24 protein-coding genes, 1 tRNA gene and 2 pseudogenes are annotated in these 25,924 nt (G+C 65.1%); 6 read left to right on the top strand and 21 right to left on the bottom strand.

The window, feature by feature from the left end:
* Window positions 1-31 precede the first annotated feature (31 nt).
* The 14 genes and pseudogenes from ATB98_RS15640 to ATB98_RS15580 form a co-directional block, all read right to left on the bottom strand.
* On the bottom strand, window positions 32-406 hold the full coding sequence (locus ATB98_RS15640) for a VOC family protein (RefSeq protein ID WP_066875222.1): 375 nt from the start codon (window positions 404-406) through the stop codon (window positions 32-34).
* Between the two features lie 101 nt (window positions 407-507).
* Window positions 508-2,406 (bottom strand): bifunctional sugar phosphate isomerase/epimerase/4-hydroxyphenylpyruvate dioxygenase family protein, encoded by a 1,899-nt coding sequence (locus ATB98_RS15635; RefSeq protein ID WP_066875220.1) that lies wholly within the window; start codon window positions 2,404-2,406, stop codon window positions 508-510.
* The gene (locus tag ATB98_RS15630; protein ID WP_066875218.1) at window positions 2,403-3,260 is read right to left on the bottom strand and encodes a shikimate dehydrogenase family protein; all 858 of its coding nucleotides are present in this window, start codon (window positions 3,258-3,260) and stop codon (window positions 2,403-2,405) included. Before ATB98_RS15630 ends, ATB98_RS15635 begins: the two co-directional genes overlap by 4 nt.
* Window positions 3,261-3,980 (bottom strand): ABC transporter ATP-binding protein, encoded by a 720-nt coding sequence (locus tag ATB98_RS15625; RefSeq protein ID WP_066875216.1) that lies wholly within the window; start codon window positions 3,978-3,980, stop codon window positions 3,261-3,263. It lies immediately after the preceding gene.
* 3 nt (window positions 3,981-3,983) lie between these two features.
* The gene (locus ATB98_RS15620) at window positions 3,984-4,727 is read right to left on the bottom strand and encodes an ABC transporter ATP-binding protein (protein WP_066875214.1); all 744 of its coding nucleotides are present in this window, start codon (window positions 4,725-4,727) and stop codon (window positions 3,984-3,986) included.
* Entirely contained in the window at window positions 4,724-5,695 is a 972-nt protein-coding gene (locus ATB98_RS15615; RefSeq protein ID WP_066875211.1) for a branched-chain amino acid ABC transporter permease, read from the bottom strand. Before ATB98_RS15615 ends, ATB98_RS15620 begins: the two co-directional genes overlap by 4 nt.
* Window positions 5,692-6,570 carry a branched-chain amino acid ABC transporter permease gene (locus tag ATB98_RS15610; protein ID WP_066875599.1) on the bottom strand — a complete coding sequence of 293 codons (879 nt, stop codon included), beginning with the start codon at window positions 6,568-6,570 and terminating at the stop codon, window positions 5,692-5,694. Before ATB98_RS15610 ends, ATB98_RS15615 begins: the two co-directional genes overlap by 4 nt.
* Window positions 6,571-6,624: 54 nt before the next feature.
* On the bottom strand, window positions 6,625-7,764 hold the full coding sequence (locus tag ATB98_RS15605; RefSeq protein ID WP_066875209.1) for an ABC transporter substrate-binding protein: 1,140 nt from the start codon (window positions 7,762-7,764) through the stop codon (window positions 6,625-6,627).
* Between the two features lie 119 nt (window positions 7,765-7,883).
* Entirely contained in the window at window positions 7,884-8,777 is an 894-nt protein-coding gene (locus ATB98_RS15600) for a LysR family transcriptional regulator (protein WP_066875206.1), read from the bottom strand.
* 178 nt (window positions 8,778-8,955) lie between these two features.
* On the bottom strand, window positions 8,956-9,879 hold the full coding sequence (locus tag ATB98_RS15595; protein ID WP_066875205.1) for a DMT family transporter: 924 nt from the start codon (window positions 9,877-9,879) through the stop codon (window positions 8,956-8,958).
* Between the two features lie 4 nt (window positions 9,880-9,883).
* The gene (locus ATB98_RS15590) at window positions 9,884-10,483 is read right to left on the bottom strand and encodes a TetR/AcrR family transcriptional regulator (protein ID WP_066875203.1); all 600 of its coding nucleotides are present in this window, start codon (window positions 10,481-10,483) and stop codon (window positions 9,884-9,886) included.
* Window positions 10,484-10,568: 85 nt separating this feature from the next.
* Window positions 10,569-10,755, bottom strand: a pseudogene (locus ATB98_RS30010) (acetate/propionate family kinase); the annotation flags it as partial.
* A pseudogene (locus ATB98_RS30005) lies at window positions 10,725-10,885 on the bottom strand (phosphate acetyltransferase); the annotation flags it as partial. The pseudogenes ATB98_RS30010 and ATB98_RS30005, both read right to left, overlap by 31 nt.
* A gap of 26 nt (window positions 10,886-10,911) precedes the next feature.
* Window positions 10,912-10,985: transfer RNA gene (locus ATB98_RS15580), tRNA-Gln, on the bottom strand.
* Between the two features lie 318 nt (window positions 10,986-11,303).
* On the opposite strand from ATB98_RS15580, the gene ATB98_RS15575 reads away from it, so the two are divergent.
* Genes ATB98_RS15575 through ATB98_RS15565 form a run of 3 tightly spaced genes read left to right on the top strand, consistent with a single transcriptional unit; the run spans window position 11,304 to window position 14,017 of the window.
* Window positions 11,304-12,896 (top strand): Ppx/GppA phosphatase family protein, encoded by a 1,593-nt coding sequence (locus ATB98_RS15575; protein WP_066875200.1) that lies wholly within the window; start codon window positions 11,304-11,306, stop codon window positions 12,894-12,896.
* Window positions 12,893-13,630 carry an RlmE family RNA methyltransferase gene (locus ATB98_RS15570; protein WP_066875197.1) on the top strand — a complete coding sequence of 246 codons (738 nt, stop codon included), beginning with the start codon at window positions 12,893-12,895 and terminating at the stop codon, window positions 13,628-13,630. Before ATB98_RS15575 ends, ATB98_RS15570 begins: the two co-directional genes overlap by 4 nt.
* A 3-nt stretch (window positions 13,631-13,633) precedes the next feature.
* Window positions 13,634-14,017, top strand: a complete 384-nt coding sequence (locus tag ATB98_RS15565; protein ID WP_066875195.1) for a VOC family protein — start codon at window positions 13,634-13,636, stop codon at window positions 14,015-14,017.
* 27 nt (window positions 14,018-14,044) lie between these two features.
* Here ATB98_RS15565 and ATB98_RS15560 read toward each other — a convergent pair whose 3' ends face one another.
* Entirely contained in the window at window positions 14,045-15,454 is a 1,410-nt protein-coding gene (locus ATB98_RS15560) for a DHA2 family efflux MFS transporter permease subunit (protein WP_066875193.1), read from the bottom strand.
* Between the two features lie 324 nt (window positions 15,455-15,778).
* On the opposite strand from ATB98_RS15560, the gene guaB reads away from it, so the two are divergent.
* Complete coding sequence (gene guaB / locus ATB98_RS15555; protein ID WP_066875191.1) at window positions 15,779-17,281, top strand: IMP dehydrogenase; 1,503 nt, start codon at window positions 15,779-15,781, stop codon at window positions 17,279-17,281.
* A 263-nt stretch (window positions 17,282-17,544) separates the two neighbouring features.
* Complete coding sequence (locus tag ATB98_RS15550) at window positions 17,545-18,420, top strand: dienelactone hydrolase family protein (protein WP_066875598.1); 876 nt, start codon at window positions 17,545-17,547, stop codon at window positions 18,418-18,420.
* Between the two features lie 76 nt (window positions 18,421-18,496).
* Here the strand turns inward: ATB98_RS15550 and ATB98_RS15545 are convergent, their stop codons facing one another.
* Entirely contained in the window at window positions 18,497-19,447 is a 951-nt protein-coding gene (locus tag ATB98_RS15545; protein ID WP_066875597.1) for a LysR substrate-binding domain-containing protein, read from the bottom strand.
* A 208-nt stretch (window positions 19,448-19,655) separates the two neighbouring features.
* Between ATB98_RS15545 and ATB98_RS15540 the strand changes: the two genes are divergently transcribed.
* Window positions 19,656-19,952: a DUF1127 domain-containing protein gene (locus ATB98_RS15540; RefSeq protein WP_066875189.1), complete on the top strand. Its 297-nt coding sequence runs from the start codon at window positions 19,656-19,658 to the stop codon at window positions 19,950-19,952.
* 329 nt (window positions 19,953-20,281) lie between these two features.
* On the opposite strand, the gene ATB98_RS15535 is transcribed toward ATB98_RS15540, so the two are convergent.
* From ATB98_RS15535 to ATB98_RS15515, 5 genes are all read right to left on the bottom strand, one after another.
* Window positions 20,282-21,100, bottom strand: a complete 819-nt coding sequence (locus ATB98_RS15535) for a DUF937 domain-containing protein (protein ID WP_066875187.1) — start codon at window positions 21,098-21,100, stop codon at window positions 20,282-20,284.
* A 125-nt stretch (window positions 21,101-21,225) separates the two neighbouring features.
* On the bottom strand, window positions 21,226-22,599 hold the full coding sequence (locus ATB98_RS15530) for a glutamate--cysteine ligase (RefSeq protein ID WP_066875185.1): 1,374 nt from the start codon (window positions 22,597-22,599) through the stop codon (window positions 21,226-21,228).
* 248 nt (window positions 22,600-22,847) lie between these two features.
* A complete protein-coding gene (locus tag ATB98_RS15525) occupies window positions 22,848-23,585 on the bottom strand; it encodes a 16S rRNA (uracil(1498)-N(3))-methyltransferase (protein WP_066875183.1) in 738 nt (245 codons plus the stop codon).
* 12 nt (window positions 23,586-23,597) lie between these two features.
* Window positions 23,598-25,103, bottom strand: coding sequence for an inorganic phosphate transporter (locus ATB98_RS15520; RefSeq protein ID WP_066875596.1), 1,506 nt, complete (start codon window positions 25,101-25,103; stop codon window positions 23,598-23,600).
* Window positions 25,104-25,252: 149 nt separating this feature from the next.
* Window positions 25,253-25,750 (bottom strand): NUDIX hydrolase, encoded by a 498-nt coding sequence (locus ATB98_RS15515; RefSeq protein WP_084435485.1) that lies wholly within the window; start codon window positions 25,748-25,750, stop codon window positions 25,253-25,255.
* Between the last annotated feature and the right edge of the window lie 174 nt (window positions 25,751-25,924).

Raw genomic sequence — 25,924 nt, 5'->3', positions numbered from 1 at the left:
GCTCCAATGCAAACGTTCGTGGAAGGAAGTGTCAGGCCTCGGGTTCGTGGCAAACCGTCTCGATATTGTGCCCGTCCGGGCCAATGACGAAGGCCGCATAGTAGTTGGCGTGGTAGTGCGGCCGCAGACCGGGCGCACCATTGTCCTTGCCGCCCGCCTCCAGGGCGGCGCGATAGAAGGCTTCGACCTGCCGGCGATTTTCGGCCGTGAACGCCAGGTGAAGATGCGCCGGCTTCTCATCGGTTTGGTAGAGGCACAATGAAGCCTTGCCCTTTGGGCTGAGCTCGATGCCGTAAGCCGGCGACCCTTCCGCGACAACCGCTACGCCGAGAGGTTCGAGTGCCTTGAGGAAGAACGCTTTGCTCGCTGCATAGTCGCTCACTCCGAATTTGACGTGGTCGAACATGAGTTCTCCTGAAATGTGCGCCTGCCTGACGGAGAGGCTGCCGGAGCCTGCCCCGTCGAGCTGTCGAAGCATACAGCAGTTCACGGGCTGCCGCCCGCCGCTCAGCCGGTTATCTTGGGGAGCCCCTCCGGCCGCAGGTGCTTCCTGAGAGCGGCGATGCGGAATATGGCGTTGGCGGCACCGTAACCGCAATACTGGCGGCGCTCCACGATCTCGAAGAAGAAGCCCTCGCCATAGGTCGGGCTGTAGAGCTGGAAAAACTCTCCGTGCTCATCTCGGTCGTAGAGGATGTTCTCGGCTCTCAGCCGTTCCGTCATCTCCGGGTCGAGTCCGAAGCGCGCCTCGACGTCATCATAGTAATTCGGAGAGATGTGCAGTGGGTGGAAGCCGTTCCGGCGCAGCGCGGCGGCTGTCGCGAAGATGTCGTCGGTACCGAAGGCGAGATGCTGGACGCCGGAGCCGAAGGTCTCGGCGATGAAGTGGCCGGCGAGCGTCCGCCGGTTTTCGGCGCCGTTGAGCGTCAGGCGCAAGGTGCCGGCGGCATTCTCGACCACCTGACTGCGGACCACCCCGGCGGGATCGATGATATCGACCATCGGCGTCTTCTCCGCCGCGAAGATCGAGGTGTAGAACAAGAGCCAGGTCGGCATTTCCTCGTAGGCGACCGTCTGGGCGACGTGGTCGACGGAGCGGAGCCCGGCCTCTTCCACCCCATCGCCCTCGTCCCCGGACGGCTCGAAATCGATCTCCCAGATACGGCCGAGATCGCTCTTGTCGTCGAGCAAATAAAGAAGCCCGCCGCCGACGCCGCGGATCGCCGGCAGCTCGACCTCGCCCTTCGCGACCGGTTGGATGAACGGCTCGGCATCGAGCGCCAGCGCCCGCTCCATGGCTTGCCGGGCGTCGTCGACCACGAGGGCAAGCGCATAGGCGGAACTGCCGTGGACGGCATAGGAGGAACTGGCGAAACCGTTTTCGTCGGTATTCACCAGGATGCGGATATCGCCTTGCTGGTAGAGGTCGACCTGTTTCGAGCGGTGCGTGGCCGTCTTGCGGAAGCCGAGCGTCTTCAGGATGGCGGTGAGCGCCGCGGCGTCTTCGTCCGCAGCCGCGAATTCGACGAAGCCGACGCGCTGGACCGGAGCGCGCTCCGGCATCGGCTTGACGCTGAGCGAGCCGGCATGCGGGTGCCGCCGAACCTGGTCGCCGAGATAGATCAGCGAACGATGCCCGTCCGCGGCGATCGGCTTGGCGGCGCCGCCGCGGAACTGGTCGTTGAAGATCTCCAGCGAGAAATAGCCGTCATAGCCGGTCTCGGCGATGGCGCGGGTGAATTCCGTGACCGGCAGGTCGCCCTCGCCGGGCATGTTGCGGAAATGCCGACTCCAGTAGAGCAGATCCATGTCGATCAACGGCGCATCGGCGAGCTGGACGATGAAGATCTTTTCCTTCGGGATGGAGCGGATCGAGTTCACTTCTATCTTGCGCGACAGCGTGTGGAAGCTGTCGAGGATGAGCCCGATGTTCGGGTGCCCGGCGCGGCGGACGATCTCCCAGGCATCGCGATGGTCATTGATGTGCCGGCCCCAGGCGAGCGCCTCGAAGCCGACCTTCAACCCGCGCCGGGCGGCGCGCGCGCCGAGCTCATGGAAATCGGCCGCCGCACGATCGATGCCGCCGAGCGAGATCGGCGAGACGTTGGAGCAGACGAGCAGGAGTTCGGTGCCGAGCTGCTGCATGACGTCGAACTTGCGCTCGGCCCGATCGAAAGTGCGGGAGCGGTGCGGCTCCGGCATGCCCTCGAAATCGCGGAACGGCTGGAAGAGCGTGATCTCGAGACCATGGTCGCGCACCATCCGTCCGACATCCGCCGGGCTGCCGTCGAAGGCGAGAAAATCGTTCTCGAAGATTTCGACGCCGTCGAAGCCGGCGGCGGCGATCGCGGCAAGCTTGTCCGGCAACTCGCCGCTGATCGAGACCGTTGCGATCGATGTCTTCATTCCCGTTTCCCTTCGTCCCTGTCGGCCTCCGCGCCGGCCTCCCCGCCAGCCCTGTCGAGCCCCCAGAAGGCGATCTGTGCCGGCAGCTGCGCGAGCGTCATTTCGGCACCCGCCTGGATGGCGATGCCGCGGCGCCGGGCTTCCTCGAGCCACGGCGTCACCGCCGGCTTGGTCACGGCGTCGGCAATGATTTCCGCGTGCATCAGACGTTCCAGCGGAAAAGGGTGGGGGTCGGCGGGATCCATCCCCGCCGGCGAGGCATTGATGGCGATGCCGACTTCGACGCCTTCCGGCAGAAAGTCGTAGGCCTGAAGCAGCGGGTAGGCGTCGCTGAGCTGTCCGATGAGGCGGGCCGACTTCGCCGGATCGCGTTCGATGACGACGATGGTTGCCGCACCCGCCTCGGCAAGCGCATGGATGATGGCCGTACCCGCGCCGCCGGCGCCGACGACCAGCGCGCACTTGCCGCGGACGCTCACCCCGTTCTTCGCCAGCGCCGTGACCATCGCGTCGCCGTCGGCCATGTCGCCAAGGAGGGTGCCGTCCGGCCTTCTGCGGATGATGTTGACGGCCTCGGCCCTCCGGGCCCGGTCCGTCAGTTCGTCCACACTGGCAAAGGCCGCCTGCTTGTGCGGCATCGTCACCGAAACGCCCGCGCAATTGGGCGTTCCGCGGATTGCGTCGAGAAAAGCCGACACCTTCTCGGGGAGGATGTCCACCGGGAGGAGCACGGCCTCCGCGTGGTTTTCGGAAAACCACGCATTCACCGGCCCCGGCGACTTCACCTGCTCGACCGGGTGACCGATGAGCGGGATGAAGACGGTTCTTCCGGTGATCTCCGGAACGGGCTGCATTCACGCCTCCTCGAGATGGGCGCCGAGGAAGAGCTGGCCGACGCGCGGATCGGCGAGCAGCTTGTCGGCCCTGTCGTACATGCGGCTCCGGCCCTGTTCGAGGACGAGGCCGTAGTCGGACATGGCAAGCGCCGCCTTGGCATTCTGCTCGACCATCAGGATGGTCACGCCCTCGTCGCGCAGCCGGATCAGCGTGCGGAAGGTCTCGTTGATCATCTGCGGCGAAAGACCGATCGACGGCTCGTCGATGAGGATCAGCGACGGATCGAGCAGCAGTGCGCGGGCGATCTCGAGCTGTTTCTGCTGCCCGCCCGAAAGCGTGATCGCCTGTTCCTTCGCCTTGTCCTTGAGGATCGGAAACTGCTCCATCACCTCGTCGATGCGCCTGGCGATCCGCGACTGGTCATTGGAGGAGATGCCGCCGATCTCGAGATTGTGACGCACCGACAGCATCGGAAAGAGATTGCGCCCCTGCGGCACGTAGGTGACGCCCTTGGCGAGCATCTTTGCCGGCGGCAGGGAAGTCACGTCCTCGCCGTTCAGGAGCACGTTGCCCGAGCGGATCTTCAAAAGCCCGAAGATCGCCTTGAAGACAGTCGACTTGCCCGCGCCGTTGGGGCCGATCACGGTGGTGATCGTGCCCTTGTCGATCTTGAAGGAGGTGCCGTTCAGGATCGTCATTTTGCCATAGCCGCCATAGACCTGCTTGAGTTCCAGCATGGCTCAACCTCCGAGATAGGCTTCGATGACGGTCGGATCGTTGCGCACCGTTTCCGGGTCGCCCTCCGCGATGATCCTGCCGTTCGCGAGAACGATGATGCGCGTGCACAGCGACATCACGAACTCCATGTTGTGCTCGATGACGACGAAGGTGGCGCCGCGTTCCTGGTTGAAGGCCCTCAGCCGCTCCTTGAGGTCGGCAAGCATGGTCAGGTTGACGCCGCCGGCGGGCTCGTCGAGCATCACCAGCTTCGGCCCGGCCATGAAGGCCATGGCTGCGTCGAGCAGCTTCTGCTGGCCGTAGGAGAGCGAGCCGGCCTTTTCGTGCGTCTGGTGCCCGAGCCGGAAGAAGTCGATCATCCGCAGCGCCTCTTCGGTGAGGCCCGCATCCGGCTTGCCGAACAGGCGCGACAGCATCGTGCCCTTGTGCTCCTGGCCGGCGAGGATGATGTTGTCGAGCACCGTCATCTCCGGGAAGACCTGGAGCATCTGGAAGGTGCGGCCGACGCCGAGCTTGTTGAGGTCGCAGGGGCGTTTGCCGGCGACATCCTTGCCGTCCACCAGCACGGTGCCTGCCGAAGCCGGCAATTGCCCGAGGACGCAGTTGAAGAGCGTGGACTTGCCGCTGCCGTTCGGCCCGATCAGTCCGAGGATTTCGGCCTGGTGGACGTCGAACGAGACGTCGTCGACCGCTCTCAATCCTCCGAAGGATTTGCTGACGTTGCGTACGGAAAGAACCGGATTCATCGTCCTGCCTCCCAGGTCGTGGCATTGGGGTTCTGCCGGAGCTTCAGCGCCGTGCGGGCACGCTCGACGAGGCCGAGCAGGCCGCTCGGGCAGAAGACCATCAGAACGATGACGAGTGCGGCGTAGAGCATGAGGTAATAGCCCTCGGTGAAGCGCAGGAATTCCGGCGCGAGCACGATCAGCAGCGCGCCGAGGATCGGGCCGAAGAAGAAGCCCGCGCCGCCGACGATCACCATCAGCAGGACCTTCAGCGAGATGGTCAGGCCGAAGGAATTCGGATCGATGAACTGCGTGAGCTGCGCCACGAGGCCGCCGGCAAGGCCGCCACAGGCCGAGCCGATGGCGAAGGCGAGAAGCGTCGTCTTGCGGATGTCGACGCCGAGGCTGTTGGCGCGGATCGGATTTTCCCGGAGCGCCCTGAAGGCCCGGCCCCAGGGGGAGCGGATGATCCCGTAGAGTGCAGCCGCCGTCAGCATGAACAGCGCAAGGACGAAGAAATAGAAGGCGAGCGGTTTCTGCGTCGGCAGTCCGAGGATTTCCGGCCGCGGGATGCCGACGACGCCGTAGGTGCCGCCGGTCAGCCATTCCTCGTTGCGCAGGACGAGCACGACGAGGGCGTTGAAGGCGAGCGTGACGAAGGCGAGGAAGTGGTGCTGGACGCGCAAGGCGGGGTAGCCGAGCAGAAGCCCGATGACGAAGCAGAGGACCATCGCCGCAAGCATCGCGAGCGGCCACGGAATGCCGGCCATCGTCATCAGAGCGGTCGTGTAGGCGCCGATGCCCATGAAGGATGCCTGCGCCAGCGAGACCTGGCCGGCATAGCCGAGCGTCAGGTTCAGGCCCATCGCTGCTATCGAATAGACCATCCAGGAAGACAGCACGAACACGCCGTAATTGGACTGCGTGAAGGGCAGGAGGATCAGGATCGCCAGGCCGGCGACCAGGGAGAAAGAGGTGCGGGTGCTCATACGGTGCGTCCTTCCGCCTTTCCGAGCAGGCCCTGCGGCCGCACGAGAATGATGATGATGAGAAGGATCAACGGCACGGCGGATCGGTAGGAGGCGGAGATGTAGGCCGCCGCCAGATTGTCGACGACGCCGATCAGCAGGCCGCCGGCCAGCGCGCCGCGGATCTGGTTGAAGCCCCCGACGATCGCCGCGATGAAGGCGATCAGGCCGAGCGTTTCGCCGTTCGAGAACTTCGCCAGATAGATCGGCGAGATCAGGACCGAGGCGAGGAAGGCGAGCGCCGCATTGATCAGGAAGGTGAAGAGGATCATCCGGCGGACCGGAACGCCGAGGATTTCGGCGACCTGCGGGTTCTGCGCCGTCGCCTGCATGCAGCGGCCGATCTTCGTCCCGTTCAGGAACAATTGCAGCAGCGCCACCGCGCCGAGCGCGATCAGGAGAACGGCGATGTCCTGCACCGAAATGGCGGCGCCGAGGATGTTGAGCGTCCGGTCCGAGAAGAGGGCCGGGAACGGCTGCGCCTCGGCGGTGTAGAATTGCTTGACGCTTTCCTTGGCCAGGATGCCGAGCGCGATGGTGGCGATGACGATCGGCAGCACGCCGTGCGGCAGCAGCGGATCGATGATGACGCGCTTGAAGCCCAGGCCGAGAAGCAGGACCGAGAGGACGAGCGCGATCGCCATGGCGACGGGGAAGCTCAGGCCGAGAAACTGCGTCCCGGCGAGAACGAAGAAGGCGGGCAGCATGATGAACTCGCCCTGGGCGAAATTGATCGTCTGCGACGCCTGCCAGAGAAGGGTGAAGCCGATCGCCGCGAGCGCATAGATCGACCCTGTTGCCAGTCCGGAGACGAACAACTGGAAGAACGTATTCATCGAAAATGTCCCAAGGAAGGGAAGGTCCGGCATGGGGGCCGGACCGCCTCCCGCTCAGAGTTTCGGAAGTGTGGAGACGACGGTCTGCTGGCCGTCCTTTACCTCGACGAGAAAGCTGTCGCGGTTGACTTCGCCCTTGTCGTCCCAGCTGGTCTCCATCAGGATGCCGGGTTCGTCGGCGGGCGTGATCGTCAGCCCGTGCAATGTGTCGGCAAAGGCCTGGGGATCGGCCGTGCCGTTCTTGGTCATGACATACTTCACGACGTAGGCGCCCATATAGGCCTTGATGGCATTGTGGTCGGGCTTGTAATTGTACTTCGCCTCGAACTTCTTGGCGAACTCCTGGATCCCGGGGATCGGCGCGTTCGCGCTGAGACCGACATGCCCGCGCACGCCGTTGACGGCGTCGCCGGCGAGGTCGACCACCTTCTGGTTCATCAAGGTCGTCTCACCGAAGATCGGCTGCGTCACGCCCTGCTTGCGCATTTCCTTCAGGAACCGCGCGCTTTCCTCTTCATGGAGATAGGCGAAGACCGCATCGGCATTGCTCGACTTGAGCTTGATCACATCGGCGGCGAAATCCGCCTGGCCGACTTCGCTGGAGACGTCGGCGTTGACGGCGATGTTGCGCCTTTCCAGCTCGCCGACGAAGGAATCCCGGCCGCCCTTGCCGAAATCATCATTCACCCAGGCGACCGCGACCGACTTCACCTTCAGGTCCTCGGCGAGATACTTGACGAGCTTGGGCATGGACTGCTGCGCGCCGAAGGAGGTGCGGAAGATGTAGGGGTTGCCCATGTCGGTGATGAACGGAGCTTCGGCACCGGTGAGCTGCGGTATGCCGTTCTGCTGGGCGACCATCATGTTGACCTTGACGGAACCGGAATAGATCGGTCCCATGATCACGTAGGCGCCGTCGTCGATCGCCTTCTGCACCATGGCGCGCGATGTCGTCGGGTCGGTCTGCGTGTCGTAATCCGTCACTTCGACCTGTTGGCCGAGAATGCCGCCTGCAGCGTTGATCTCCTCGAAGGCGAGCTTCAGCGCGTCGCGCCAGTTGGCGCCGACAGTTGCGCCCGCGCCCGAAAGCTCGATCACGTCGGCGATCTTGAGAGTGTCGGCCCAGGACGCGTTCGGCAGACCGGCCGACAGCGCCAACGCAATTGCAAGCGGCGCAATGGTTTTGCTTTTCATGTTCTCCTCCTCATTTCATTCGATCGGAGCGGCACACCTCCCGGACCCCGATTGCGGCATAGTGTCCGATCTGTAACGTAACGGCAAATACCAATTTATGCGGACTCCGTAACGTCATGTTATCTTTTTGCCCGGTTCATTTCGCTCCGCAAGGTTTCGACAAAACGCTCCGAAAAGATCGACAGCGGCACGTCGCGGCGGTAGGCGACATAGGTCGAAAATGTCGTGTCGGCCTCGATCTCGAGGCACTTGATCCCCGGCACCCGGCCGTCGGCTACGGTGAACTCGTCGATGATGGCGATGCCGAGATCAGCCCCGACCAGGGCGCAGACGGTGGTGCCGAAGCGCGCCTTTATCCGCATGTCGAAAGACAGATTTTCGCGGCGGAAGATTTCGGTCATCACCCGTCCGTAGGGATCGTTCGGATCGATGCCGATCAGGGTGTGGCGGACAATCTCGGCCGGCGCGATCGTATCCTTCTCGGAAAGCGGGCTGTTTTCCGGAACGATGCAAAGCAGCCGTCCGGTCGACAAGGGTTCGAAATGGATGATCGAGTGCTCGAGATATGAACTGATCGCCACGACCTCGCCCCGGCCCACGAGCAGATAGTCGATCGCCTCCTCTATCTTCAGGATGTTGATGTCGACATAGAGCTCCGGATATTGCTGCCGAAGCTTTGCAATCGCCCGCGGCACCATCACGTTGGCGATGCTGGGAACGGAGCCGACGCTCAGTTCGAGCCCCGCCCCCCTTTCCAGCCGCTGGACCGCGTATTGCAGATCTTCGACCTGCCGGTAGACATTGTCGAGCAACCCGAAGATGTGTCGTGCTTCCGGCGTGGGCACATATCGCCCATGGCTGCGATTGAAGAGCCGGATGCGAAGACTGTCCTCCGTATATTTCATCAGCCGGCTGACGCCCGGTGCCGCAACCCCCAGCAGCTTGGCCGCGCCGGCAATCGTGCCGGTGACCATGATGGCGCGGATCACTTCTATCTGGCGCAAGGTCAGCATGTTTCCTCCGGGTAGAGCTCGACTTTTTGTGCGTGATTCCCTGTCCGGGCCTGTCGCAGAATGCTCACGGAGCAAACGGGTGTCGAGCGCGATCTTGATCCGGATCCCGATTGGTCCGGCGCCGATCGCGACCGGACCGTCGGCCGATCGCTCGAGCCGGCGGCAGCCTTGCGCGACGTTACACGTGAGCTTTCTTCTGCGGGCTTGCGACGATGATGATCCCGAAAAGGGAAACGGCCAATCCCGCGGCTATTCCCCAGGACAAGGGTTCGCCGAACATCACCCAGGCCCAGATCATCGTCACGGGCGGGCTGAGATAGAGGACTGCCGTGACACGGGCCGGGGAGGATTTCCTCAGCGCGAGGTAATAGAGGCTCCAGGCCGCGAAGGTCGCAACGAAGACGAGCCAGAGAATGCCGCCGATGAAGCCGGCATCGAGGACGGGCAGGACGCCTCCTTCGTGCCAGGCGAAGAGGGCGAAGATCGCGGCCGCCGACAGGCATTGGATGCAGAGGCTCTGGTAAACCGGCATGGTGCTTGTCGGGCTGCGTTTCTGCAGAAGCGTTGCAAGCGCCAGGGACAGCGTGCCGAGCACGGGCAGGCCATAGGCCCAGAGCGGCACGTCGCCCATGTCAAGGGACCAACCGGATGCGATCAGGACACCCGCCAGCCCGATGACCGAGCCGGTCCACTGGCGCAGGGTCAGAGCCTGTCCGAGGATCGGCCAGGACAGGAACGCGACCGCGAGCGGCAGCATGTCCGTGATCAGGGCGACGAGGCCCGTCGGAACGCCGAACGAGATCGCCGAGGCGAAGCCCGCGAGGTAGCCGGACATGGCGAGCGCGCCGAACATCATCTGCGAGACGGCGTCTCTCCAGAGGATTGGCGGCCCGATGGCGAGCGCAAAGGGGAGCAGGATCAATCCCGAGGCCAGGCTGCGCCATAGCAGGATCAGGAAGATCGGGGCGTGATCGATCGCAAACCGGACGCCGACGAAGCCGGCGCTCCAGGAAATCACCAGTGCCGCCTCGAGCAGGACCAGGACGAAAACCGGCCATACTCGGTTCGTGCGGCGACAGGACGGCGTCGCAATGTCCGTCATGAGATCAGGCTTCCGGGTCCTGGCGGCTCGTTAGCTGATCCATGATCGAGATGGCGATCCGGCGCGCCGTCTTCAGCCGGGCGTCATGTCCGTCGAGGCCCGCCCGCGACATCGCCCCTTCGAGCAGGAAGGACAGATGCGCCGCTATTTCATCGATCAATGGGCCGCCTTCCGGCTGGATTTCCTGCAGGTGCTGCCGGAAGAACTGCTCCACCTCGTCCTTCTGCAGCGCCACGGTAGCCCGGCCCGGCTCGCCGACGGGGAGTTCGGCGGCGGCGTTGAGCAGGCCGCATCCGCGGAAGCCCCACTCGTAGGCGCGTTCCGCATGATCGACGTAGGAATCGAAGACCGCCAGAACGCGCTCCCGCGGCGTCGTCGCCTGCTTCAGCCGCTCCCGGTAGTGTTCCAGCCACTCCGCACGGCGCCCCTCCAGATAGGCGCTGACGAGCTCGGCCTTGGACGCGAAGTTGTTGTACAGGCTCATCTTCGCGACGCCGGCATGCGCGGTGATCGCATCGATCCCCGTCGCTCCAACCCCGTCCCGGTAGAACAATTCCGCTGCCGCCCTGAGGAGCCGTTCCCTGGCAGGCGTTTTCTCGGTCATGGCGTGTCGTCCCCGATGATGTGTAGACCGATCTACCTAGTTCATATGCGCCGGTCAAGTGCTGCTTTCGGTTCGGCACCAGCTTTCCGTCGAGTGCCGTGAAGCCCCTGATGCTCTCGACGCTGAGGCCGTCGCGCAGCGCGCACACCGACGGCGCTTCCAAGATGCGAGACGATGACCTTGCCGAACGCCTCTTCGGGCGCGATCTCGACAAGGCGCTCGGCGGCGAATTCGAAGGAAAGCCCGTGAAAGTCGCAACGCCGCAGCCCCTGGCCAGCGCCGCCGCGTCGATGGTGGATGGGATCTTGGCGATGACCGTCTCCACCGCCGAAACGATCGCGACCCGCGGCTCGCCGAGGCGATCGTCACCCAGAGATCGATCCCGTCCTGCACGGTGTCGCGCATCGAGGTTACGATAAGGAGGAAAGTGGCTGGGGAACCTGGATTCGAACCAGGACTAACGGAGTCAGAGTCCGCTGGTCTACCGTTAACCTATTCCCCAAGGCCTGCTGGCGGAGTGTGCCGCCGCGTCGGTGTGGCGGGCTTATAAACAAAAGAACGGCGGATGCAAATACCTTTTGGCAAAAAAATGCGGCGGGGTCGTGGTCAACGCATCTCCTTTGCGGCCGCCGCGGCGGGCCGGAAGGCGCGGTTCGGCGCTCCCGTTCGAAAGGGGGCGTTCGATCCGGCCGCGGGCTTTCCGCGTCGTCTCAAAAAAGGTTTGGCGAAAAGGGGTGGCGCTGGTACAGTCGCGCCAACGCAAAATCGAGAGAGCGCCTTGAGCGGCCGGAAGGCTAGCGCGGCGCCATGGTTGAGACACGTGAAAGACCCCGATCACGGCGAAAAGCCGTCTGAATCCGGGGCGTCGGCAGCAGGTCGCGGCGAGGCGCGCAAGGCACCGCGCGGCGGCAAGGGCAAGCGGAGACGGCGCAAGCCGTCGGGCTTGCCGTCTGCAATTGCCAGCCGATCCGGGCTTCCCGGAGAAGCAGGGCGTCCCGCAGCATTGGATGAGGCGGAGCCGGCGCGCAAGCGCAAACGGCGCCGGCGCTCGAAATCCGCAAGGCCCGAGGGCCAGGCCGCGGCCGGTGCTTCCGGCCAGGGCGCGGCGCATCCCGATACGACGATCTCCGACAAGAAGGGCCACAAGCGCAGCAAGAAGGCCCGTCATCGGCGCGGCCTGCAGGGGCGGCCGCTGGCGCCGGCGGGCAGGCCGCTTTCCGTCGAGCGCGCGAGCGACGCGTCGCGGGCGCGCAGCGGCGATGCCGCCGCAGCGCCGCAGTCGCTGCAACCGACGCGGTCCGACAAGGTCAGTGCCCCCCATCTGGCGCCGAGCGAGCCGCCGGCGCCGCTCTATGCGGCGCTCGACCTCGGCACCAACAATTGCCGCCTGCTCGTCGCGCAGCCGACCCGGCCCGGCCAGTTCCGCGTCGTCGACGCCTTCTCGCGCATCGTCAGGCTGGGCGAGGGGCTCGGTGCCAGCGGCCGGCTTTCGGACGATGCCATGGAGCGGTCGGTCGAGGCGCTGAAGGTCTGCGCCGCCAAGCTCAACGCCCGCTCGATCCGCCGTCGCCGGCTGATCGCGACCGAGGCGGCGCGCGCGGCCGCCAATGGCGAGGCGTTCTTGAAGCGCGTGGCGGAGGAGACCGGCCTCGTACTCGAAATCATCGACCGCGAGACCGAGGCGCGGCTTGCGGTTTCCGGCTGCTCCTCGCTCGTCGACCGCGATACGAAGTCCGTCGTGCTCTTCGATATCGGCGGCGGCTCGTCGGAGATTGCGGTCATCCGCATCGGCGAGAACCGCTCGAGCCGGCTTGCCAACCACATCACCCATTGGACGTCGCTGCCGGTTGGCGTCGTCACGCTTTCGGAACGCCACGGCGGCGAGCATGTGACGCCGGAGAGTTTCGAGAGGATGGTGCGCGAGGTCGAAGGTATGCTCGAGCGTTTCGACGGTCCCTCCGTCGAGGCGCTCGCCAGCGGCGTTTCGGGCAGCGGCTTCCATCTGATCGGCACCTCGGGAACCGTGACGACGCTTGCCGGCGTCCATCTCGACCTGCCGCGCTACGACCGCCGCCGGGTGGATGGGTTGTGGCTCACCGACGAAGAGGTCTCGGCCATGCAGGCGCGGCTCCTCTCATGGGATTTCGCCGCCCGGGCCGCCAATCCCTGCATCGGGCCGGACCGCGCCGATCTCGTGCTCGCCGGCTGCGCCATCCTCGAGGCGATCCGTCGCCGCTGGCCTTCGGCGCGCATGCGCGTCGCCGACCGGGGGCTGCGCGAAGGGCTGCTCACCGACATGATGGCCGATGACGGGGCCTGGCGGCGTGGGCGTCCGCGCCGCTTCCAGCGCGGCTTTGCTCCGCCGCCGGCGGGCGAGGAGCGGCCGAAGCCGCACGAAGGAAACAAGGCATGACGAAATCCCCGATCGGCGGCAACCGCACCGGCCGCAAGCTCGGCCAGAAGGTGAAGAAGGGCAAGCTCAAGGCATCGTCGCGCCGCTGGCTCGAGCGCCACATCAACGATCCCTACGTGCAGCGCGCGCAGCTCGAGGGCTATCGCGCCCGGGCGGCCTTCAAGCTTCTGGAGATCGACGAGAAGCACAAGATCCTTTCGGGCGCCAGGCGCATCATCGATCTCGGAGCGGCCCCCGGAAGCTGGTCGCAGATCGCCGCCAAGGTGACGAAGTCGACCGATGCCGATCCGCGCGTGGCGGCGATCGACTTTCTCGAGATGGACCCGATCCCGGGGGTCAATTTCCTGCAGCTGGATTTCCTCGATCCGGAAGCGCCGGAAAGGCTCAAGGAAGGGATCGGCGGCGAGCCGGATCTCGTCTTGTCCGACATGGCGGCGCCGACCACCGGCCATCGCCAGACGGACCACCTGCGCACCATGCATCTCTGCGAGGTGGCCGCGTATTTCGCCGTCGACGTGCTCGCCGAGGGCGGACATTTCCTGGCGAAGACCTTCCAGGGCGGCACCGAGCGCGACCTCCTGAACATGCTGAAGCAGAATTTCCGCCAGGTCGTGCATGTGAAGCCCGCCTCCTCCCGCGCCGAATCGGTCGAGATGTTCCTGCTCGCCAAGGGCTTCAAGGGGCGGCGTGCGGTCGAGGGCGAGGAGGCGGCGGAAGACGCCGCGACGGAATAGACCATGCTGCTTTACGTGACGGTCGGCACCAACGATCTCGAGCGCGCCGGCGCCTTCTATGATCCCGTTCTCGCGACTCTGGGCTTCCGGCGGCAGCGCCAGGATGACACTGAAATCGGCTATGGCGGCGATCTCGACGTGCGTTGCCGCTTCTGGGTGACGAAACCGTTCAACCGCGAACCGGCAACCTTCGGCAACGGCACCTCGATTGCGCTCACGGCGGAGACGAGGGCCGCCGTCGACGCGTTCCATGCGGCGGCACTGGCGGGCGGGGGAACGGACGAGGGCGCGCCGGGCCTCAGGCCCTTCCACCCGAATTTCTACGCCGCCTATGTCCGCGACCCGGACGGCAACAAGCTCTCGGCGGTCTGCGAACGGCCGGAATAGCTCGCCGGCATCTCCTCTTGTTCGGCTCTACTTGCCCGCCGTCGTCTCGGCTGCCGGTATCGGCAGCCGGTGCCCCGAGACGGAGGCGCCGGCATTCTTCGCCATGGTGAGGAAGGGGATCGCCGCGAGCAGGTTGGCGATGGCGATCAGCATGAAGGCGACGTGGAAATCGCGGACGGTGAGCGGTCCGCCGCTCACCGTCGTCTCGATTTCGAGGATGGCGCCGGCGACGGCGACCCCCAGCGCAAGGCTGATCTGCTGCAGGACGGCGCTCATCGACGTCGCCTTCGAGGCATCCGCATCCGCGATATCGGCGAAGGAGAGCGCGTTGACGCTGGTGAAGAAGAAGGAGCGGGCAAAGCCGGCGACGAGCAGGATGAGGAGCATCACCAGATAGGGCGTCGCAGGCGTGAAGAAGCTGTTGGCGAAGGTCATGACGGCGGCGATGACGGCTGCGACGATCAGCGTCGTGCGGAAACCGGCGAAGGCGAGCACGCGACGGGCGAGGAATTTGGTGGTGATGGCGCCGACCGCGCCGATGAAGGTGATGAGGCCCGACTCGAACGGGTTGAGGCCGAAGCCGACCTGCAGCATCAGCGGCATCAGGAAGGGCACGGCGCCGACGGAAATACGGAAGATGGTGCCGCCGATCGAGGCCGCGCGGAAAGCGCCGTCGCGAAACAGGCTGAGGTCGAGCACCGGAGCCGGATGCCGGCGGGCGTGGAAGACGTAGAGAAGCGAGGCGACGATGCCGGCCGAGACGGAAGCGAGCCCGACGGCCGGCGGCAAGGCCGGCAGGCTGATGACCGATAGGCCGAAGACGACGCCGGCGGCGGCGATGCCGCCGAGCAGGAAACCGAGAATGTCGACGGGCGGCGGATTTCGCCGCTCCATCTCGGGGAGATGGATGCCGGAGAGGACATAGCCGACGACGCCGACCGGCACGTTGATGAGGAAGATCCAGTGCCAGGAGAAATAGGTGGTGATGAAGCCGCCGAGCGGCGGGCCCGCCAGCGGGCCGACCAGCGCCGGGATCGTGAGCAGCGCCATGGCGGAGACGAGCTCGCTGCGGGGTGCGCTCCGCACCAGTACCAGGCGCGCGACCGGCGTCATCATCGCGCCGCCCATGCCCTGCAGGAAGCGCGAGAGGACGAAGGCGACGAGGCTGCCCGACAAGGCGCAGAGCACGGAGCCGGCGACGAAGACGAGGATCGCCGCCCGGAAGATGCGCTTGGCGCCGAAGCGGTCCGCCATCCAGCCGCTCAAGGGAATGAAGATCGCCAGCGCCACCATGTAGGAGGTCAGCGCCAGCTTCAGCGTGATCGGCCCGACGCCGATGTCGTGCGCGATCGCCGGCAGCGACGTCGAGATGACGGTCGAATCCATCTGCTCCATGAACAAGGCGACGGCGAGAATCAGCGGGACGATGCGGTTCATGGGAGCGGGGCCTTCGGGCATGGCAAGTGGAGGCGCGCGTAAACGCCTGCGATGGCTTTACCGCGGCGAAACCGGGGATTGCAGATCAAAAGCCTGTGATCCCGCCTGCCGTCAACCTGTCCGTTCGACGTCCGGGCGCAGGACCTTTGTTGCCCTGCAACAAAATTATGCGAGGCGCGGGCGATTTCCGGCCCTTGACTATTTTCATTCCGATATATCCGTGTTACGAGCCCTCGCCAACTTCCAAGACAAGCTTTGAAGTCACCCGGTGGACAAGTCACAGATAGTCCCCGGGGATTTTCGTTTATTGAAGAGGAGCTGGCCATGGCGCGCATCATCGAAACGGCAACCGGTCTGGAGGCTTTGACCTTCGACGACGTCCTGCTCCAGCCGGGACATTCCGAGGTGATGCCGGGCCAGACGAATATCGCCACCCGCATCGCGCAGGACATCGACCTCAATCTCCCGATCCTTTCGTCCGCCATGGACACCGTCACCGAGGCGCGGCTCGCGATCGCCATGGCCCAGGCCGGCGGCATCGGCGTCATCCACCGCAACCTGACGCCTGCCGAGCAGGCCGAAGAGGTGCGCCAGGTCAAGAAATTCGAAAGCGGCATGGTCGTCAATCCGGTGACGATCGGCCCGGACGCGACGCTTGCCGATGCGCTGAGCCTGATGAAGGCGCACGGCATCTCCGGCATTCCGGTCGTCGAAAACGGTGGCGTCGGCGGGCAGACCCAGGGCCGCCTCGTCGGCATCCTCACCAACCGCGACGTCCGCTTCGCCTCCGACCCGGGCCAGAAGATCTACGAACTGATGACCCGGGAGAACCTGGTCACCGTCAAGGAGAACGTCGACCAGCAGGAGGCCAAGCGTCTCCTGCACAAGCACCGCATCGAGAAGCTTCTGGTGGTCGATCCGGACGGCCGCTGCGTCGGGCTGATCACCGTGAAGGACATCGAGAAGTCGCAGTTGAACCCCAACGCCTCGAAGGACTCGCAGGGACGGCTTCGCGCCGCCGCGGCGGTCGGCGTGGGTGACGACGGCTACGAGCGTGCCGAGCGGCTGATCGACGCCGGCGTCGACCTGATCGTCGTCGATACCGCCCATGGCCATTCCCAGCGCGTGCTCGACGCGGTCGGCCGGATCAAGAAGCTGTCGAACTCGGTTCGCATCATGGCCGGCAACGTCGCGACGGCGGAGGGCACCCGGGCGCTGATCGATGCCGGCGCGGATGCCGTCAAGGTCGGCATCGGTCCCGGTTCCATCTGCACCACGCGCATCGTCGCCGGCGTCGGCGTGCCGCAGCTCGCCGCGATCATGGCGGCGGTCGAGGCGGCGCAGGCCTCCGGCGTGCCGGTCATCGCCGATGGCGGCATCAAATATTCCGGCGACCTCGCCAAGGCGATTGCCGCCGGCGCTTCGGCCGTGATGATCGGCTCGCTGCTCGCCGGCACCGAAGAGAGCCCGGGCGAGGTTTTCCTCTACCAGGGCCGCTCCTTCAAGGCCTATCGCGGCATGGGCTCCGTCGGCGCCATGGCGCGCGGCTCGGCCGACCGCTATTTCCAGGCCGAGGTTCGCGATACGCTGAAGCTCGTGCCGGAGGGCATCGAGGGCCAGGTTCCCTACAAGGGCCCGGTGGGCGGCGTTCTGCACCAGCTTGCCGGCGGCCTCCGGGCGTCGATGGGCTATGTCGGCGGCGCGACCATCAAGGAATACCAGGAGCGTGCGACCTTCGTGCGCATCTCCGGCGCCGGCCTGCGCGAGAGCCACGCGCATGACGTCACGATCACCCGCGAGAGCCCGAACTATCCGGGTGCCGCCTGATACACCTTTGTGTCCCCCTGCGGGGCGCCGGATGCGTCCCGATCAGGGCTTCTGATGATCTGACGCGACAGACGCCGATGGCATCGGCTGGGCCGGGCCGACCTACGCGCGTGCGGCAGTCCAATCGTCCTCGATCTCAATGGTTGAGTTCAACCGGCAGTAACGCAGTTTTGTACGCCAGGGGCCGCCCGTTGACCTATCTTGTCAACGGGCGGTTTGCCGTTGCCGGGCCGCCGAGCGGAACAATTGCCAAGGAGGCCGTCATGGAGAAGCCTGTCATCACCCAGGCGATGATCGATGCATATGACGAATACACCCACCTCACTCTCGATCGCCGCCGCTTCATGGAAAGCCTCACGGCGCTCGCCGGTTCCGCGGCGGCCGCGGCGGCAATCGCGCCGCTGCTCGCCGCCAACAGCGCCAAGGCGGAAATGATCGCCGCGACGGACGAGCGGATCAAGGGCGAGGACATCACCTACCCGGGCGCCGATGGAGAGATGAAGGGCTATCTGGTCCGGCCCGCCAACATGTCGGGCAAGCTCCCGGCGGTGATCGTCATTCATGAGAATCGCGGCCTCAATCCGCACATCAGGGATGTGGCGCGCCGGGTTGCGGTCGAGGGTTTCCTGGCGCTTGCGCCCGATTTCCTGTCGCCGAGCGGCGGGACGCCGGAGGACGAGGACAAGGCGCGGGAGATGATCGGCGCGCTCGATCAGGCCGAGACCACCGAAGATGCGGTCGACACCGTGGCCTTCCTGAAGGGGCATGCGGACAGCACCGGCAGCGTCGGCGCGATCGGCTTTTGCTGGGGCGGTGGCCTCGTCAATCGGCTTGCGGTGAACGCTCCCGATCTCAAGGCCGCCGTCGCCTATTACGGCGCCCAGCCGAAGGCCGAGGACGTGTCGAAGATCAAGGCGGCGCTGCTCCTGCACTATGCCGGGCTCGACGAGCGCATCAATGCCGGCATCGACGCCTATCGCAAGGCGCTGACGGAGAACGGCAAGGACGCCACGATCCACGTCTATGACGGCGTCAACCATGCCTTCAACAACGACACCTCGGCAGCCCGCTACAACAAGGAGGCGGCCGATCTTGCCTGGCAGCGGACGGTCGAGTTTTTGAAGGCGAAGCTTGGCTGAAACGCCGCCGGGAACCGCCCGCACGAAAGATGAAGGCCGCGCCTCGTCCGGGCGCGGCCTTCGCGTCTTGACCCGCTCACCAGCCCGGCAGCATGTGGCTCTGGCGCAGGCGCGGATAACGCGGATAGCCCTTGATATCGCCGTCGAGATCGTCGTTGACGGCGATCGGCGTGATGTTGTCGAGGCAGGCGGTGATGTGATTGGTGATGGCGTTCGACAGCGACGGCGAAAGCCCGGGTCGCTTCATGATGCCGATCTGGACCGGGGCCAGCGCCGGGAAACCGTCCGCCAGCGTCAGCACCTTCATGCCGGGGCGCAGCGCCGACTCCGGCAGAACCGATACCGCCATGCCGGCGAGCACCGCGGCGGCGACGACCGTCGAGGACCAGCTCGTGAACAGGATCTGGTACTCCCGTCCCGTCGCATCGAGGGCGGCGCAGGCCGCCTGGCGCCACAGGCAGTCGCGGCGGCCGACGGCAAGCGGGATCGGTGCATTTTCCGGCAGCGGGTGGTTGATCGAGGCGACCCAGCAGAGCGGCTCGGTGCGCACGACGTCCGAGGCCCGCGCCCGCGGATTGTGGGTCACCAGGGCAATGTCGAGATCGCCCTTCGCCATCTTCTCGGCAAGATCGGCCGAGGGTTCGCAGACGATGTAGAGCTCGACGTTCGGATGCGTCTTGGCGAACCGAACGATGATCTCGGGCATGTAGCGGTCGGCATAGTCGTCCGGCGTGCCGATCCTGAGCGTGCCTTCGAGGCGATTGTCGTCGAAGGATGCGATTGCCTCGTTGTTGAGACGGATCATCCGCCGGGCGAAATTCAGGAGCCTGTCGCCCTCGACCGTCAGCCGGTTGCCGCGGCCGTCCTTCATGAACAGCGCCTTGCCGATGCGTTCCTCCAGGCGGCGCATCTGCATCGAAACGGCGGACTGGGTCTTGAAAACGCGATCGGCGGCCTTGGTGAAGCTGCCCGTGTCTGCAATGGCGACGAAAGTTTGCAACTGATCAATATCGAGCGGTGCGGACATGGCCGGAATACCCATAAGATTGTTTGATGAATATCATTAAAAACATTCGTTGGACTGATCAATAAGGATTTGCGATTGATAAGTCGCAAATTACGTCAATCCCCCGGCGCCCTCCCACGCCGATCCAACCAAATCGTTGCCGCCTGCCCCTGCGTAGACCTCCCCGCAGGGGAAAGGTCTCTTCGTGCCTGAGAGAAGGAGTTCCGTCATGCGCACGACCCCCCACGCCCTCGATCTCGACCCCGTTGCCTGCAAGCCGTCGCTTGCGTCCCGCACGGCTGGCGTCGTCGGCGTGCTGACGGCGGTCTGGCACCTCTACCGAAACCGCAGCCAGATCGCCCGTCTGCAAGATCTCGACGACCGTCAGTTGCTCGACATGGGGCTGAAACGCGAAGACCTGCACGAGGCGTTGACTTCGGCCTTCTTCGACAATCCGGGCAGCTATCTGACGCGCGCCTCGCGCAATCGGGCGACCCTCTTTTACCGGGGCGTTCGCCACGACTGAAAGTCCCCGTGGCGCATCCCGCCGCCTCGGATGCGCCATTGCGGCATGATCCGCGAAAGCTTGTCGCCTTTGCGCGGGTCATGCCGCGAAATTTCGAATTACGGTGATGAAGACGCACCGAAGAGTTCCCCGCAGGGTATGAGCCAATAGACCCTGCCGCTTGCCCGGTACATGCCAAGACATGTACCGGGCTTTTTTATGCGACGGAGGAGGGGTGCGCCCCTCATCCGCCTGCCGGCACCTTCTCCCCGTTTTGACGGGGAGAAGGGGCTCGCGGCGGCGTCTTCGTCCCTTGCAAATCGCTGCAAATCTGCGGCCTTCCGCCAGCCTCAAGCCTTGCCGCCGGAATCCTTCCTGTAGCTCTCGAACAGGGCGTCGATGTTCTTCTGGTATTCCTTCTGCATCTCCAGGCCGGTGTCGAACATGGTGTTCATCACCTGCGAGAACTGCGCGAAGCCCGGGTTTTGCTCGGGCGACTTCTCGGGCGTCCCGGTGCCGGTTCGCGTCATGTCCTGGAATGCCTTGAAAAACGGATTGTCGGCAAAAAGATCGGGCGCCTTCGGCTTCTCCTGTGCCTTGGCTGCGCCGAAGAAGCCCTGCATGGCCTGGGTGAAGGGATTGTCGAAGGGGTTCGGCGGCGGTGCCGGCTTCCTGGCGAGGCCTGTCGCCTCCATCCACTGCTGCATCAGCACCATGAACGGATTGTTGGCGAGCGCGTCGCCGGCCCGCTCCGCGGTCTCCTTGAAGAGGCCGCCCATGAGCGTGCTCGCCATCACCGGCAGCATCTGCTTGTAGATCTCCTGGCCGATCCCGGTCATCTGCGCCGCCTGCGCCGCGATCGCGCGCGACATCTCCTTCGAGCCGAAAAGCTGACCGAGAACGCCGTTGCCGTCCGCGACGCCCTGGGGCGTGAACGCCTGGCTCATATCCTCGAAGTACTTAGCGTAGTTTCCCGTCGAGAGCGCCGTCAGCAGCGCGCCGAAATCATAAGGGTCGGCGGTGTTGCGCTTGAAGCCGGTGGAGAAGGCCGGCATCAGCGCCGCCGCCGCCTTCGCCATCTGCTCCTGGGCGAGGCCGAACTGTTTCGCCATCAGTTCGATGGCATGGCCGTTCTGCGCCTGTGCGAACATGTCAAAAAGCGGTGCCATTGCCCTTCCTTCCCGGCGAACGACCATGTCGTTGCACTATAATGCGAATCCGGAGGCTGGAAACCGCTTTTATGCGTCGCCGGCAGCAGCGGATCGAGGAAAGGCGTGCCTTCCCTCCCGCCTGCTCAGTACTGGTATTCGGCAAAGACCGGTTCGACCGACTTGTTCCAGCGGCCGTGGTAGAGCGCGAGCATGTCCTCGGCGAGCGTCGCCCGCTTCGCCAGCACTTCGTCGAGCGGCGCCAGGAACTGGCTTTCGTCGATGCCGTCGCCGTTTAGGCGGTTGCGGCGCTTCAGCCCGTCGCGTGAAATCGCAACAACCTCGCGCGCGACGTCGAAGAGCGATTTCGCCCTGAACGTGGCGTTGAGCGCCTGCGCCGGGACGGCGTTCCTCAGGGCCAGAATCTCCTCATAGCTCCAGTCGCGGGTCAGGTCTTCGGCCGCCGAAAGCGCCTCGTCGTCATAAAGCAGCCCGACCCAGAAGGCCGGGAGCGCACAGATCCGCCGCCACGGACCGCCGTCGGCGCCGCGCATCTCGAGGAAGCGCTTGAGACGAACGTCGGGGAAGAGGGTCGAAAGGTGGTTGGTCCAGTCGCCCATGTTCGGTTGCCACTCGGCGATCTCACCCTTCAGCGCCCCGTTCATGAACTGGCGGAAGGTGACATGGGTACAGTCGTGATAATGGCCGTCGCGCACGACGAAATACATCGGCACGTCGAGCGCCCATTCGACGTAGTCGGCAAAGCCGAAATCCGGCTTGAAGGCGGCCGGCAACAGCCCGGCGCGATTGTTGTCGGTGTCGCGCCAGATATCCCCGCGCCACGAAAGCAGCCCGTTCGGCCTGCCGTCGGTGAAGGGGGAACTTGCGAAGAGCGCGGTCGCGAGCGGCTGCAGCTTCATCGACACCTGCATCTTGCGCAGCATGTCCTCCTCGGAGGAGAAGTCGAGGTTCACCTGGATCGTGCAGGTGCGGTACATCATGTCGAGGCCCTTGGAGCCGACCTTCGGCATGTAGCGCGTCATGATCGCGTAACGCGACTTCGGCATGCGCGGCGTCTCTTCGAAGGTCCATTTCGGGCTGCCGCCGATGCCGAGGAAGCGGATGCCGAGCGGCTCGGCGATCTCGCGAAGGACGGCGAGGTGCTGGTTGGATTCCTTGCAAGTCTGATGCAGGTTCTCGAGTGCGGCGCCGGAAAGCTCGAACTGTCCGCCGGGCTCCAGCGAGATCGCGCCGTTGCCGTCGTGGTCGGCAAGCCCGATGATGTTGCCCTCGTCGACGATCGCCTCCCAGCCGTTCCTTTCGGCCATGCCGTTCAGGAGCGCCTGGATGCTGGCGTCGCCGAAATAGGGCACGGGGCTGTTGTCTGCCCTGAAGAAGGCGAATTTCTCGTGCTCGGTGCCGATCCGGAACTTCTCCTTCGGCTTCGAGCCTGATGCCAGATAGGCGGTCAGGTCGGCAACGGAGGTAACCGGCGTCTGGTCGGTGGTGTCTCGGGCCATGTATTCGTCTTCTTTTGTCTGGACGGCTCCCGGCGGTCAGCAGGAGTGGATGGAGGGTGCTTGGACCGGATTCAAGTGCGGTGCAAGTCAATTTCTTTCAAGGTGGCGTCAAAAAAACTCCGTGTCGGCGTGCCGCTGCCCGGTCCCTTATATCGCAACCGGCTTGCGGACTAAATCACGCAGGAATTCAAACCGCTACAGCGACCTTCGGCGCATCTGACGACACGAGCGGCGCCGTCGGGCAGGGGCTATCGCCAGTCGCCGACCGCAGCCTGGATGACCGCCATGGCGGCGACCGCCGCCGTGTCGGCGCGCAGGATGCGCGGGCCGAGCGGAATTGCCGTCACGAAATCGAGGCTTCTGAGAAGCGTCCGCTCGGCCTCCGAGAAGCCGCCCTCCGGACCGATCAGCAGGGCCAGGCGGCGTTCCGTGATCCCCTTGAGGATCGGCAACGGATTCTGGCCTTCATTGCCCTCGTCGCAGAAGATGATGCGCCGGTCGCGCGGCCAGGTCGTCACGAGCTCCTCGAGCTTGCGCGGCGGCTCGACGGCCGGAATGCCGAGTACGCCGCATTGCTCGGCTGCCTCGATGACATTGGCGCGCACGCGCTCGAGATTGCCGAGCTTGCCCTGCACATGCTGCGTCATCACCGGCTGCAGCACGCCCGCCCCCATCTCGACGGCCTTCTGCACGAGATAGTCGAGCCGGCCGGCCTTGAGCGGCGCGAACAGGTAGACGAGGTCCGAAGGCTCCGGCTGGGGGCGGGTCTGTTCGGTGGCGACGAGAACCGCCTGCTTGCGCGAGGGCATGGTGAACTCCGCGCGCCACTCGCCATCCCGGCCGTTGAACACGAGAAGCGCCGATCCCTCGTCGAATCGGAGCACATTGACGAGGTAGTTGAACTGCTCTCGCGTGGTCTCGTGCCTGGCGCCGGCGTGAAGCGGACTCTCGATGAACAGGCGCTGCATGCGGAAGTTGGCGCGCATTATGGACCACCTCTACAGAAACAGACTGGAAAGCAGGAGATAGACGATCGCCGAGAGCAGCGCCGACGCGGGCACCGTGATCACCCAGGCAGCGACGATCGTCAGGAAATAGGACCGGCGCACGAGCCGGCGGCGGCGCACCTCGGCGAAATTCGTTTCCACCTTCTCCATGAAATCGGCCTGGCCGGTCTTGCGCCGGACATAATCGACCCGCCGGGTCGAGCGGCGCGTGTACCATTCGCGGAAGAAACCGACGCCGAATACGCCGCCGACCGCTGTGTGGGTGGAACTGATCGGCAGCCCGAGCGCCGAGGCGATCAGCACCGTGACCGCGGTCGCCAGCGCCACGCAGAAGGCCCGCATGGGATTGAGCCGGGTGATCTCCTCGCCGACGACGCGGATCAGCAGCGGGCCGTAAAGGGTGAGGCCAAGCGAGATGCCGAGCGCGCCGATGAGCAGCACCCAGAACGGCGCCTCCGACCGCGCCGTCGATACCGCGCCATCGACAGCCGAGACGATCGCCACCAGGGGGCCGATGGCATTCGACACGTCGTTGGCGCCGTGCGCGAAGGAGAGGAGCGCGGCGGCGAAGATGAGCGGCACCCGGAACAGCTTGCGCAGCGACTGGTTGCGATTGTCGAGCCCTTCCGAATGGCGACGGATCCATGGCTTGGAGAGCATATAGCAGGCGGTGCCGGTGGCGACGCCGATCGACAGGCCGGCCGCAAGCGAGATCACGGCGAGGTGCACGAGGGCGAAAACGGCGACGTAGGCGGTGAAGGCGCCGGCCATCACGCCGAGTGCGATCGGCATCCAGCGCCGCGCCGCCGCAATCTTGTCGTCCTGGTAGGTGACGAATTCCTTCAGAAATGCCAGAAACAGGGCGGCGAGGGCGCCGCCGAGCAGTGGCGAAACGGACCAGCTCGCCGTGATCCCCGCGATCGCCCACCATTTGACGCTGCCGAGCCCGGCCGCGGCCACGCCGGCGCCCACGATGCCGCCGATGACCGAATGCGTGGTCGACACCGGCGCACGCGCAAAAGTGGCGACGTTGATCCAGATCGCTGACGAAAGCAGCGCCGCCATCATCACCCAGACCAGTTCGTCGGCACGCATGACCTGCGTCCCGTGGATGATGCCGGCCTCGATGGTAAGCGTCACCCTGCGCCCGGCGATCAGCGCACCCGCGATCTCGAATATGGCGGCGATCGCCAGTGCCGTTGCCATGGACATGGCCTTTGCGCCGACCGCCGCGCCGACGTTGTTCGTCACGTCGTTGGCACCGATGTTCATCGCCATGTAGGCCGCGACTGCCGCCGCGACGACAACGACGGCGCCGCCGGACGCACCGGTGAAATAGGTCGCGGCAAAGCCCATGCTGAGGAGGAGGAAGAGGGCCGCCAGGCCTGGAGCCGCCAATCGGCGCATCACATGGTGCGACGCCTCCTCGGCAAGGCTGACCTTGTCGAGATCCTTGTCGAGCGTCAGCTTTTCGAGGCGCGGGCGCGGCTTGGCCACCAATCGTTCTCCCCACCGGTCTTTCTCTGTTGTCAGGTCGCCAGTAGCCGCACGGGCCGGGGCGTTCAAGCGAAATTCAAGGAAGGGGAAAGGGACGGTGCCGGCGGAAATCTTTCCAGGCCTGGCGGGCATCGACGCGGCCGGAGCCGTCAGCCGTTTGCCGTCCGCGGCTCAGGCGGAGGGCTCATTCGCTTGCCGAAGCCGAGGATCAGCTCTTTCAGCGAAGGCTCGGCAACGCGCTTTGCCGCTTCCCGGTAGTCGACCCATTCGAGCCGCCTCGTGCCCTTCTCGGGGAAATTCTTGCAGAAATCCTCGACTTCGAGCGCATGGACCTGCACCTTGCACGAGATCGCCACGCCATGGTCCATGCGCTTGCGATAGACATAGGAGCCGATCGAGGCCTTCTGTGTCCTGCCCTTGACGCCGGCCTCCTCGTAGGCCTCGCGCTCGGCGACTTCGTACGCGCTCTTCCCCTGCATCGGCCATCCCTTCGGGATGACCCAACGGCCGGTATCGCGGCTGGTGATCAACAGGATTTCGGGTGCCGCCTTCTTGCCGACGCGGTAGCACAGCGCGGCATACTGCATGCGCGCCGGGCGGCGCAGCATCAGGTGCACGTCAGAGGCTATCCGGTGCAGGATATTCAACGGGACCAACACTCCTCATCTCGAATCAGCGGGAATCAGCCATTGCTAAATGTATGGCTTGCCTGCCCTGCGTGTAAATGATTTCCGTGCGCGGATAACCGCCGAGCGCCCTGTGGGTTCCGCGGCGGTTCCGCTCGTGACCAGATGTAATGCGTCGATGGGCGGCATGCCAGG

Source organism: Sinorhizobium saheli, assembly GCF_001651875.1.
Taxonomy (GTDB): domain Bacteria; phylum Pseudomonadota; class Alphaproteobacteria; order Rhizobiales; family Rhizobiaceae; genus Sinorhizobium; species Sinorhizobium saheli.
Note: the sequence above shows the minus strand (reverse complement) of the source record. Positions and strands in the feature narration are given on the sequence as shown.

Bases quoted from the DNA above. Each gene is read 5' to 3' on its own strand.
- ATB98_RS15590 (WP_066875203.1), bottom strand. From the start codon at position 10,483: ATGACCGAGAAAACGCCTGCCAGGGAACGGCTCCTCAGGGCGGCAGCG.
- ATB98_RS15535 (WP_066875187.1), bottom strand. From the start codon at position 21,100: ATGGCACCGCTTTTTGACATGTTCGCACAGGCGCAGAACGGCCATGCC.
- ATB98_RS15640 (WP_066875222.1), bottom strand. From the start codon at position 406: ATGTTCGACCACGTCAAATTCGGAGTGAGCGACTATGCAGCGAGCAAA.
- ATB98_RS15630 (WP_066875218.1), bottom strand. From the start codon at position 3,260: ATGCAGCCCGTTCCGGAGATCACCGGAAGAACCGTCTTCATCCCGCTC.
- ATB98_RS15540 (WP_066875189.1), top strand. From the start codon at position 19,656: ATGCGCACGACCCCCCACGCCCTCGATCTCGACCCCGTTGCCTGCAAG.
- guaB (WP_066875191.1), top strand. From the start codon at position 15,779: ATGGCGCGCATCATCGAAACGGCAACCGGTCTGGAGGCTTTGACCTTC.
- ATB98_RS15600 (WP_066875206.1), bottom strand. From the start codon at position 8,777: ATGCTGACCTTGCGCCAGATAGAAGTGATCCGCGCCATCATGGTCACC.
- ATB98_RS15565 (WP_066875195.1), top strand. From the start codon at position 13,634: ATGCTGCTTTACGTGACGGTCGGCACCAACGATCTCGAGCGCGCCGGC.
- ATB98_RS15595 (WP_066875205.1), bottom strand. From the start codon at position 9,879: ATGACGGACATTGCGACGCCGTCCTGTCGCCGCACGAACCGAGTATGG.
- ATB98_RS15560 (WP_066875193.1), bottom strand. From the start codon at position 15,454: ATGAACCGCATCGTCCCGCTGATTCTCGCCGTCGCCTTGTTCATGGAG.
- ATB98_RS15625 (WP_066875216.1), bottom strand. From the start codon at position 3,980: ATGCTGGAACTCAAGCAGGTCTATGGCGGCTATGGCAAAATGACGATC.
- ATB98_RS15605 (WP_066875209.1), bottom strand. From the start codon at position 7,764: ATGAAAAGCAAAACCATTGCGCCGCTTGCAATTGCGTTGGCGCTGTCG.
- ATB98_RS15615 (WP_066875211.1), bottom strand. From the start codon at position 5,695: ATGAGCACCCGCACCTCTTTCTCCCTGGTCGCCGGCCTGGCGATCCTG.
- ATB98_RS15525 (WP_066875183.1), bottom strand. From the start codon at position 23,585: ATGCGCGCCAACTTCCGCATGCAGCGCCTGTTCATCGAGAGTCCGCTT.
- ATB98_RS15635 (WP_066875220.1), bottom strand. From the start codon at position 2,406: ATGAAGACATCGATCGCAACGGTCTCGATCAGCGGCGAGTTGCCGGAC.
- ATB98_RS15610 (WP_066875599.1), bottom strand. From the start codon at position 6,570: ATGAATACGTTCTTCCAGTTGTTCGTCTCCGGACTGGCAACAGGGTCG.
- ATB98_RS15545 (WP_066875597.1), bottom strand. From the start codon at position 19,447: ATGTCCGCACCGCTCGATATTGATCAGTTGCAAACTTTCGTCGCCATT.
- ATB98_RS15530 (WP_066875185.1), bottom strand. From the start codon at position 22,599: ATGGCCCGAGACACCACCGACCAGACGCCGGTTACCTCCGTTGCCGAC.
- ATB98_RS15620 (WP_066875214.1), bottom strand. From the start codon at position 4,727: ATGAATCCGGTTCTTTCCGTACGCAACGTCAGCAAATCCTTCGGAGGA.
- ATB98_RS15550 (WP_066875598.1), top strand. From the start codon at position 17,545: ATGGAGAAGCCTGTCATCACCCAGGCGATGATCGATGCATATGACGAA.
- ATB98_RS15570 (WP_066875197.1), top strand. From the start codon at position 12,893: ATGACGAAATCCCCGATCGGCGGCAACCGCACCGGCCGCAAGCTCGGC.